The organism is Hydrogenophaga sp. FW305-3-2-15-A-LB1 (assembly GCF_058787875.1).
In genome coordinates this window covers 1-10,118 of record NZ_JBYTAE010000126.1, presented here as the reverse complement: position 1 = coordinate 10,118, position 10,118 = coordinate 1, and the positions used below count along the sequence as shown (strand labels likewise).

General features: G+C 68.1%; 9 protein-coding genes. 5 read left to right on the top strand and 4 right to left on the bottom strand.

The annotated features are described in order from the left end of the window. Window positions 1-58: 58 nt before the first annotated feature. The 3 genes from gluQRS to AC3WPZ_RS26340 form a co-directional block, all read right to left on the bottom strand. Window positions 59-940, bottom strand: a complete 882-nt coding sequence (gene gluQRS / locus AC3WPZ_RS26350; protein ID WP_444686274.1) for a tRNA glutamyl-Q(34) synthetase GluQRS — start codon at window positions 938-940, stop codon at window positions 59-61. A 20-nt stretch (window positions 941-960) separates the two neighbouring features. After that, on the bottom strand, window positions 961-2,097 hold the full coding sequence (locus AC3WPZ_RS26345; RefSeq protein ID WP_444686275.1) for an NAD(P)/FAD-dependent oxidoreductase: 1,137 nt from the start codon (window positions 2,095-2,097) through the stop codon (window positions 961-963). A 77-nt stretch (window positions 2,098-2,174) separates the two neighbouring features. Further along, window positions 2,175-3,122 carry a LysR family transcriptional regulator gene (locus tag AC3WPZ_RS26340; protein ID WP_444686276.1) on the bottom strand — a complete coding sequence of 316 codons (948 nt, stop codon included), beginning with the start codon at window positions 3,120-3,122 and terminating at the stop codon, window positions 2,175-2,177. A gap of 137 nt (window positions 3,123-3,259) precedes the next feature. Between AC3WPZ_RS26340 and AC3WPZ_RS26335 the strand changes: the two genes are divergently transcribed. The 5 genes from AC3WPZ_RS26335 (at window position 3,260) to dnaE (ending at window position 9,505) form a co-directional block, all read left to right on the top strand. Next, on the top strand, window positions 3,260-3,961 hold the full coding sequence (locus tag AC3WPZ_RS26335) for a pirin family protein (protein WP_382158905.1): 702 nt from the start codon (window positions 3,260-3,262) through the stop codon (window positions 3,959-3,961). Between the two features lie 46 nt (window positions 3,962-4,007). Beyond that, window positions 4,008-4,418: a DoxX family protein gene (locus AC3WPZ_RS26330; protein ID WP_382324069.1), complete on the top strand. Its 411-nt coding sequence runs from the start codon at window positions 4,008-4,010 to the stop codon at window positions 4,416-4,418. A 59-nt stretch (window positions 4,419-4,477) separates the two neighbouring features. Next, window positions 4,478-5,032 (top strand): flavodoxin family protein, encoded by a 555-nt coding sequence (locus tag AC3WPZ_RS26325; protein WP_382326940.1) that lies wholly within the window; start codon window positions 4,478-4,480, stop codon window positions 5,030-5,032. Window positions 5,033-5,192: 160 nt separating this feature from the next. After that, window positions 5,193-5,906 carry a DUF599 domain-containing protein gene (locus tag AC3WPZ_RS26320; RefSeq protein WP_444686277.1) on the top strand — a complete coding sequence of 238 codons (714 nt, stop codon included), beginning with the start codon at window positions 5,193-5,195 and terminating at the stop codon, window positions 5,904-5,906. Between the two features lie 35 nt (window positions 5,907-5,941). After that, on the top strand, window positions 5,942-9,505 hold the full coding sequence (gene dnaE, locus AC3WPZ_RS26315) for a DNA polymerase III subunit alpha (RefSeq protein WP_492442329.1): 3,564 nt from the start codon (window positions 5,942-5,944) through the stop codon (window positions 9,503-9,505). Here dnaE and tolA read toward each other — a convergent pair. Then, window positions 9,502-10,118, bottom strand: a 617-nt coding sequence (gene tolA, locus AC3WPZ_RS26310; RefSeq protein WP_492442327.1) for a cell envelope integrity protein TolA, incomplete at its 5' end; no start/stop codon positions are given. The two genes, dnaE and tolA, sit on opposite strands and share 4 nt — an antisense overlap.

Below are 10,118 nucleotides of genomic sequence, written 5' to 3'. Positions count from 1 at the left end.
CGGTTGGGCGTGGCGGGGGTCGGTCATCGGGAGCGGTCGGTCGGGGAAGGGGTGGATTTTAGGCGGGCCAGGCCTTCGTCCACGCCGCCAGCAGGTTGGTCACCGTGTCGCGCCCTGGCGTGGGCAGGCCGAGCACTTGGGCGGCCTGCATCAGCGCGGTGGGGGGATCGCTCAGGTCCAGCGCCTGCGCGCCGTTCTGCTTGCTGAGCTTTTCACCGTGGTCACCGAGCACCAGCGGGGTGTGGCGGTAGGCCGGCGTGGGCAGGCCCAGCGCCTGTTGCAGCAGGATCTGGCGCGCCGTGTTGTCGGCCAGGTCTTCGCCACGCACCACGTGGGTGATGCCTTGCGCCGCGTCGTCCACCACCACGGCGAGCTGGTAGGCCCAGAGGCCGTCGGCGCGCTTGAGCACGAAGTCGCCCACCTCGGTGGCCACGTCCTGCGCCTGCGGGCCGAGCTGGCGATCGGTCCAGCGCACTTCGCTGCGCAGGGGCTGCACGGCGAATCGCCAGGCCCTGGCGGGCTTGCCGCGCAGGCCGCCACGCTCGGGCCGGCAGGTGCCGGGGTAGACGGCGCTGTGGTGGCGCTCGCGCACCACACCCTGGGCCTGCAGCGCGGCCTCGATGTCCTTGCGCGAGCAGGCGCACGGGTAGGCGCGGCCCGCGGCCACCAGCCGGTCCAGCGCCTGCTGGTAATGGGCGCCGCGCTGCGATTGCCAGAGCACGGGCTCGTCGCTGACCAGGCCGCAGGTTTCAAGCTGCCTCAGGATGGTGCCGTCGGCACCGGGCACGCAGCGTGGCGTGTCCACGTCTTCCATGCGCACCAGCCAGACGCCGCCGTGGGCGCGCGCATCCAACCAGCTGGCGAGTGCGGCGACCAGCGAGCCCGCATGCAGCGGGCCGGTGGGCGAAGGGGCGAAACGTCCTCTGTACATGGCCGCCATGGCCCGCAGACGCGGAAGACTCAGGCGATGGCGAGCGCCATTTCCAGGCCGGAGACGAAGGCGTCTTCGACGCGGTGGCCCAGGCACCAGTCGCCGCAGGCGCCGATGCCGAGTGCCTTGTCGAGCAGGTGGCTCTGGCCCAGCGGCGTCTGCGTCTGGGCAAAGCGCCAGCGGTGGGCCACGGCATGGGTGGGCGTGGCGCGGATGCCGGTGATTTCGGCAAAGCCCTTGAGCAGCTTGGCCTTGGCGCGCTCGGCGTCGTCTTCCAGGTGCTTGGTGGACCAGGCGGGGCTGGCCTGCACGGTCCAGCGCTCGATGGGGTCGCGCCCGGGCTTGCTGGATTCGCGCGCCAGCCAGCTGATGCGGTGGTGCGTGCTGCGCGCGGCGTTCCACTGCGGGCCGAGGTGCGGCAGGCCGGGCTGCATGGCCTGGGGGTAGGCGACCATCAGCGTCCAGCAGGGCGCCACGTGCACGGGGGTGAGCGCCTTGCGCAACTCGGGCGCGAGGCCGGAGGCCAGCAGCAGGTCGTGGATCTGCGGGTGCGGCATGGCGAGGACCACGCGGTCGAAGCCGCCCAGCACCTGCTGGCCGCCCTGGGCGTCTTCGGCGCGCAGTTGCCATTGTTCGGGATGCAGCGCATCGCGCTCGATGCGGGTCACGCAGGTGTCCAGCAGCGTGCGGGCCAGCAGGCCGCCATGCAGCTCGGGGTGCGCGAGGGGCTGCGCCCAGAGGTTGACCAGGGCGCTCATGCCGGGCGAGGCCACGAAATGCGGTTCGGTGGGGGGCGGCGCGCTGGCCAGCACGCGGCCCAGCTCGTCGAGCACGCGCACGGTGCTGGCACTCCAGGGGCGCACGACGGCGGTGGCGTTGCTGCGCAGCGCGGTCTCGAAACGCGCGTCGCGCACGGTGAAGTACTGGGCGCCGTGGTCGAAACCGCCGAACTCGGTGCGCCGCGTGGCCATGCGGCCACCGAACTCACGGCTTCTCTCGAGCAGGGTGACGCGGTGACCCGCCTGCACCAGCGTGCGCGCGCACACCACCCCCGCCATGCCACCGCCGACCACGGCGAAGTGCAGAGGCTTGGCCGCCGCGCCGCGGGCCTTGGAGCGGGTGTTCTTCGTGGCTGGGGCTGCGCGTGGGCTTCTGGTGTTCGTCATGTCTCTTGGCGCGTTGGGTGATGGGTGTGTGGCTGACTGTATCAGTTGCTTCATCGTTCGCGCCGCTTTCCCATGGATCAGATCTGATGGTGGTTGTTCAGCAGCGCGCCGCGCGTCTTGGGATGCTGCAGGCGGTCCAGCCACCACCGCAGCGCGCGGCCGGTGTCGCCCGAGCTGCGGGGCTGGCGCCAGGCATACGAGACGCGCAGCGTGCGGTTGGGCCGCTGCACGGTTTTCACCACCAGCCGCCCGGCGTTGATGAAAGGCTGTGCGAGGGACAGCGGCAGGAAACCCCCACCGAGGCCGCGCAACTGCGCTTCGAGCTTGTGCTGCATGGTCGGCACGGTGAGCACATCTTGCCCCGGCAGCAGGTTGTGCGTGACACCGCGCCCGCGCTGCGTGCTGTCGGCCACGGCCACGGCGCGGTGTTCGCGCAGTTCCTCGTCGCACAGGCTGTGGGTGGCGGCGGCCAGGGCGTGGTGCGGTGCGACCGCGTAGACGAAGCTCAGCGTGCCCATGGGCGCGGACTGGAACTCGGTGAGCGCCATCTCGCTGGGCACGCCCAGGGCGAGGTCGGCCTGGCCGCTCTGCAAGGCTTCCACCGTGCCCGAGAGCGTTTCGGCCCGCAGCTTGAGCCGGGTGGGCGCGCCTTCGGCATAGAAGGCCTCGCAGAGCTCGAACAGGGTGGCGCGCGCGATGATGGCGTCGGCGGCGATGGTGAGTTGCGGTTCCCAACCCGTGGCCACGCGCTTGACGCGCTGGGCCACGGCGTCGAGTTCGCTCAGCAGGTATTGCCCGGAACGCAGCAGCTCGGCCCCGGCGGGGGTGAGCACGGCGCGGCGCGCGCTGCGGTCGAACAGCAGCACGTCCAGCGCGTCCTCGATCTGGCGGATGCGGTAGGTCAGGGCGCTGGGCACCATGCCGAGTTCGCGCGCGGCGGCCGCCATGCTGCCCAGGCGGGCGACGGCATCGAGCAGGCCGAGGTTTTCAGGAGAGAGGGCGGCCCGGGGGCTGGAAGTAGCCATGGCGGTGACTCTGATCGTTCAAATGATTTGAATGATGCCATCAAAACCGTGCAGTCACAAAGGGGGCTGGTCCGCTCAGAATTCACCCCATGCCAGCCATTCGGGCCGGCCCCACGGAAGATGGAAAGGAATACACCATGCTTCAGATTCGACGCTCCGATGCCCGCGGCTATGCCGACCACGGCTGGCTCAAGAGCCACCACTCGTTCTCCTTCGCCGAGTACTTCGACCCTGCCTGGATGGGCTGGGGCAACCTGCGCGTGATCAACGAAGACCGCATTGCCCCGGGCACCGGTTTCGGCACGCACGGCCACCGCGACATGGAAATCATCAGCTACGTGCTGCAGGGCAACCTGGCACACAAGGACAGCATGGGCAACGTCAAGGGCATTCCGCCCGGCGACGTGCAGCGCATGAGCGCGGGCAGCGGCGTGCGCCACAGCGAGTTCAACCACGCACCCGACGCCACCACGCATTTCCTGCAGATCTGGATCGAGCCCAATGTGACGGGCATCGAGCCGGGCTATGAGCAGAAGGGGTTTGCCGAGGCCGAGAAGCGTGGTCAACTTCGCCTGGTGGCATCCCCCGACGGGGCCGAGGGCTCGGTGACCATTCATGCCGACGCGGCCATGTACGCCGGCCTGCTCGATGGCCAGGAAGCCGCCGAGCTGGCGCTCGACCCGGCCCGCAAGGCCTATGTGCACCTGGTGCGTGGCGCGCTCGACGTGAACGGCCAACACCTCAAGGCGGGGGACGCTGCCGTGCTGGCCGGCGAAAGCCGCCTGCAGCTCTCGAACGGCGATGATGCCGAGGTGCTTGTGTTCGATCTTGCTCCCTGAACGTTTTTTCCATCCTTTCAACTTCCATTTTTTTCAAGGACTCACCATGAACGCTCTGCAAAACCCCCTGGCCCTGATCGGCCGCATCCTGCTGGCCATCCTTTTCGTGCCGGCAGGCTTTGGCAAGATCGCCGGCTTTGCCGGCACGGTTGGCTACGCCACGGCCATGGGCCTGCCTGCGCCGCAAGTGGGCGTGGCCATCGCCCTGGTGATCGAGCTGTTCGGTGGCCTGGCGCTGCTGATCGGCTACCGCACCCGCGTTGCCGCCATTGCCCTGGCCGTGTTCACGCTGGTGGCCAGCTTCTTCTTCCACGCCTACTGGGCCGTGCCGGCCGAGCAGCAGATGATGCAGCAGCTGTTGTTCTTCAAGAACATCGCCATCACCGGTGGCCTGCTCGCCTTCGCCGCCTTCGGCGCCGGTGCCTTCAGCCTCGACGCGCGCCGCCCGGCCGCCTGAGCTTCATTGGTTTTCTCCTTCGCGGCGCCTGGGCGCCGCTTTTTTTTCAGGAACACAAGATGTCCAAAGTTGTCGTGGTCTACCACTCCGGTTACGGTCACACCCAGCGCATGGCGCAAGCGGTCGCCCAGGGCGCCGACGCCGAACTGCTCGCCATCGACGCCGACGGCAACCTGCCCGACGGCGGCTGGGACACCCTCGATGCGGCCGATGCCATCATCATGGGCTCGCCCACCTACATGGGCAGCGTGAGCTGGCAGTTCAAGAAGTTCGCGGACGCCTCCAGCAAGCCCTGGTTCGCCCAGAAATGGAAGGACAAGATCGCCGCCGGCTTCACCAACAGCGCCGGCATGAACGGCGACAAGCTCGCCACGCTGAACACGATGTTCACCCTGGCCATGCAGCACGGCATGATCTGGGTCAGCCAGGGCCTGATGCCCAGCAACACCAAGGGCGCCCAGCGCAACGACGTGAACTACCTCGTGAGCTACAGCGGCGCGATCGCCCAGTCGCCGTCCGATGCCGGTGCGCAGGACATGCTGCCGGGCGACCTGGAGACCGCGCGCCTTTTCGGCGAGCGCGTGGCCAGCGTGGCGGCGCGATTCACGGGCTGAGGCGCTAGCACGCGCCGATCCGGCGAGCGTGCCGCTGTCCAGAGGCATCCAGGGTCCGGCTCCGCCGGCCCGAGATGCCGTCCCCCTCCCAGCGCCGAAGGCGCGCCAGAGAGGGGGGACGCCGCGTCAGCGGCGCAGTGGGGGCGTACCATCCAGCTCCATGAAGTTCCTCAGCATCATCCCCTGGGCCGACTGGCTGGCCCTGGTCTGCTTTCTGGCCCTGTGGGTCGGCTACGCCTGGTTCGCCCGCGAATGGGGCCGCAAGATGGGCTCGCTGCTCCACACCACCAACCGCTACCGCGGCTACTGGATGACGCAGACCACGGCGCGCGACCCGCGCATGCTCGACGGCCTCATCACCCAGGCCCTGTCGGCCACGCCGACGTTTTTCTCATCCACCTCCATCCTGGTCATCGGTGGTCTGTTCGCCTTGCTCGGCACGACCGACAAGGCGACGGAGTTGATGAGCGAGATCCCGTTCGCCCAGACCACCTCGCTGATCGTCTTCGAGTTCAAGATCCTGGTGATGGTGGCGATCTTCGTCTACGCGTTTTTCCGCTTTTCCTGGTGCATGCGGCAGTACACCTTCGTGGCGCTGGTGATCGGTGCCATGCCGCCGGCCGAGGACTTCGAGTCCGGCAAGCACGACCGCCGGGCCTTCGCGGACCGCGCCGCAGCCATGGTGGGCGCCGCGGCCGACACCTTCAACGACGGCCTGCGCGCTTATTACTTTTCGTTCGCTGCGCTGGCCTGGTTCATCTCTCCGGTGGCGATGGTGGTCGCCACGCTGGCCGTGGTGGCCATTCTTTACAGCCGGGAGTTCCGCTCCGAGGTGCTGAGCATCCTCAAGGACGAAATGCCACCGCCCGCTTGAGAGGAAGAAGGCCCCGCGCCTTCTAAAATGGCCCGATGTTCACTCATCTGCGCCTGCACACCGAATTCTCCGTCGTCGACGGCACCAACCGCATCGATGACGTGGTGGCCGCGGCCGCCGCCGACGGCCAGCCCGCGCTGGCCATCACCGATCTCAGCAACCTGTTCGGCGCCGTCAAGTTCTACAAGGAAGCCCGTGGCGCGGGCGTCAAGCCCATCATCGGCGCCGAGGTGCTGCTGCAGGGCTTCACCGAAGAAACGCCCGGTGCCATGCCGGGCAGCCAGCAGGCGCCGGTACCGCGTGCGCTGCTGCTGGTGCAGGACAAACAGGGCTACCTGAACCTGAGCGAGCTGCTCGCCCGCGCCTGGACGCGCAACGACGGCCGGGGCCAGGCGCTGGTGCAGCGCGACTGGCTGCAGGAATGCAATGCGGGCCTGATCCTGATCTCGGGCGCGCAGGCCGGCCCGGTGGGCCAGGCGCTGATGCAGGGCGATGCGCAGCGCGCGGCCGACGTGGCGCTGCAGCTCTCCAGCATCTTCACGCACCGTTTCTACATCGAGCTGCAGCGCGCCGGGCGCGTGGACGATGAACGCCACGTGGCGCAGGCCGTGCAACTGGCCGCGCGCCTGCACCTGCCGGTGGTGGCCACGCACCCGGTGCAGTTTCTCGAGCCCGACGACTACGAGGCGCACGAGGCCCGCGTCTGCATCGCCGAGGGCGAGATCCTGGGCAACAACCGGCGCGTGCGCCGCTTCACGCGCGAGCAGTATTTCAAGAGCACGGCGCAGATGCAGGCGCTGTTCGCCGACATCCCGTCCGCGCTGGCGAACTCGGTGGAGATCGCCAAACGCTGCAACCTCACGCTCGTGCTGGGCAAGCCGCAGCTGCCCAACTTCCCCACACCGCTGATCGATGGCGTGCCGATGCCGATGGCCGATTTCTTCCGGCAGTCGTCGTTCGAAGGCCTGGAAGAGCGCTTGGCGCACCTGTACCCCGAAACTGCCAAGCGCGACGCCGAGCGCCCGCGCTACGTGGAGCGCCTCGAGTTCGAGATCAACACCATCCTGAACATGGGGTTCCCGGGCTACTTCCTGATCGTGGGCGACTTCATCAACTGGGCCAAGAACAACGGCTGCCCGGTGGGACCGGGCCGGGGCTCGGGCGCCGGCTCGCTGGTGGCCTACGCGCTGAAGATCACCGACCTCGACCCGCTGCAATACAACCTGCTGTTCGAGCGCTTCCTGAACCCGGAGCGGGTGTCCATGCCCGACTTCGACATCGACTTCTGCCAGACCAACCGCGATCGCGTGATCGACTACGTGAAGGACAAGTACGGCAAGGAAGCGGTGAGCCAGATCGCCACCTTCGGCACGCTGGCCGCGCGCGCGGCCATCCGCGACGTGGGCCGCGTGCTCGACTTCTCCTACGGCTTCTGCGACGGCATCTCCAAGCTGATCCCGAACAAGCCGGGCATGTCGGTCACGCTGCAGTACCCGCCGGCGCAGAAGAAGGAAGGCGACAAGAACAACTACGCGATCGAGATGGAGCCGGTGCTGGCCGATCGCATCCAGAAGGAAGACGACGTCAAGACCCTGATCGAGCTGGCGCAGAAGCTCGAAGGCATGACGCGCAACATCGGCATGCACGCCGGGGGCGTGCTCATCGCACCGGGCAAGCTCACCGACTTCTGCCCGCTGTACGCGCAGCCCGGCAGCGAATCGGCGGTGAGCCAGTACGACAAGGACGACGTGGAGGCCATCGGCCTGGTGAAGTTCGACTTTTTGGGACTGGCCACGCTGACCATCCTGGAGATCGCGCGCGAGCTCATCATGAAGCGCCACCCGGGGCAGGAGAACTTCCGTTTCGAGGACGTGCCGCTGAACGACGCGCGCGTGTACGCGCTGTTCTCGCGCGGTCAGACCGAAGCCGTGTTCCAGTTTGAAAGCCGCGGCATGCAGGGCATGCTGAAGGACGCCAAGCCCTCGCGCCTGGAAGACCTGATCGCGCTCAACGCGCTGTACCGCCCGGGCCCGATGGACCTGATTCCCAGCTTCGTGAACCGCAAGCATGGGCGCGAGGAGGTGGAGTACCCGCACCCGGCGGTGGCGGAGATGCTGTCCGAGACCTACGGGATCATGGTCTACCAGGAACAGGTGATGCAGACCGCGCAGATCCTGGGCGGCTACTCACTCGGCGGTGCCGACCTGTTGCGCCGCGCCATGGGCAAGAAGAAGGCCGAGGAGATGGCCGAGCACCGCGAGAAGTTCCGCGCCGGTGCGCTTGCCACGCACAACATCCCCCACGACAAGGCCGACGAGGTCTTCGACCTGATGGAGAAGTTCGCGGGCTACGGCTTCAACAAGTCGCACGCCGCCGCCTACTCGCTGCTCGCATACCACACTGGTTGGCTCAAGGTGCACTACACCGCCGAGTTCTTCTGCGCCAACATGACGGTGGAAATGGACGACACCGACAAGCTCAAGGTGCTGTTCGAAGACGCGCAGAAGATGGGCATCGCTTTCGAAGCGCCGGACGTGAACCGGGGCTTCCACCGCTTCGAGCCGATCACCAACAAGTCCATCCGCTACGGCCTGGGCGCCATCAAGGGCACGGGCCAACAGGCGATCGAGGCCATCGTGGCGGCCCGTGAAGGCCGGGGCGAAGGCCCACGCGGCGACGAGAAGGGTCCGTTCAAGAGCCTCTTCGACTTCTGCGTGCGCGTGGACCGCACGCGCCTGAACAAACGCACGGTGGAAGCGCTGATCAAGGCCGGTGCCTTCGATTCGCTGAACCTCAACCGCGCCGAGATGCTGGCCTCGGTGGACCGCGCCTTCGAGTTCGCCGCCGCCACCCTGGCCAACGCCAACCAGGGCGGGCTGTTCGACATGATGGGCGACGACGACCACGGTTCGAGCAAGCAGGAGCCCGACCTCGTGGCCACCATGCCCTGGGGCGTGAAGGAGCGGCTCACGCTGGAGAAGACCGCGATGGGCTTCTACTTCTCGGGCCACCTGTTCGACGAGGTGCAGCGCGAGGTGCGCCGCTTCGCGCGCACGCCGCTGGGGGATGTGGTGGAGAGCCGCGACCCGGTGATCCTCGCCGGCATCGTGACCGACTTCCGCGTGATCAACGGCCAGCGAGGCAAGCTCGCGCTGTTCAAGCTGGACGACAAGACCGGGGTGTTCGAGACCAGCGCGGACGAGAACCTCATCAACCAACATCGCAACCTGCTCAAGGACGACGAGCTCATCATCGTGCAGGCGGTGGCGCAGCCCGACCGTTTCTCAGGCGGTGTGCGGCTGAAGATCCAGCAGATCTGGGACCTGGCGGCGGCGCGCTGCCGTTTCGGCAAGTATTTGCGCGTGGCGGTGAACGGCACGGCGCCATCGATCGCCGAGCTGGTGCGCGAGTTCCCACCCAAGCGTGAGATCACCGAGCAGGGCGAGCTGGTGCGCGGCCTGCCGGTGCGGCTGGCCTTGCTGCGCGAGGGCGCGCAGTGCGAGCTGCAGCTGGACGACCGGGCGCTGTTCTTCCCCACGGACGCCGCGCTGGCGAGCTGGATGGCGCAGGCCCACGAGCAGCGGCGCAGGGGGGCTTAGTCCAGGGGTCGAAGCCCGATCACCAGCGGCGACGGCACGGTGCCGTTGGTGTCCTTGGGCAGGGTCGCGGTGCGGTCGATCGCGCGCAGCACCGCCTCGTCCCACTCCGGGTTGCCGCTGCTCTTGACGAGCCGGCGCGAGACAATGCTGCCATCGGGCGAGGTGCGAACCTCGACCTCGGCGCGCGGGTTGCCCGGTGCCACGTCGGTGAACACCACGTTGGGCTTGATGCGCGCGGCCACGCGCCCGGCGTAGCCCGGTGTCGGACCGCTGGACTGCTGGGCCGTGCCGGTGCTCTGCGGCCCGCCGCTGGCGCCGGCCTGGCCCATCATGCGTTTGATCTGGTCTTCGCGGATCTGCGCCAGGCGTTTTTCCTCGGCGGCTTCCTTGCGTTCCTGTTCGCGCTTCTCGGCCGCCAGTTTCTGCTGGCGCTCCTTCTCGGCGGCGGCTTTGTCCGCTGCGGCCTTTTTCTCGGCGGCCGCCTTTTCCGCGGCCTTCGCGGCGGCGACTTTCTTCGCCTCTTCCTCTCGCTCCTTCTTTTCCGCCTCGGCCTTCTTCTTGGCCTGCGCGGTGGCGATCTCGGCCTGGGTCGGGCCCGGGGGCGGCGGTGCGG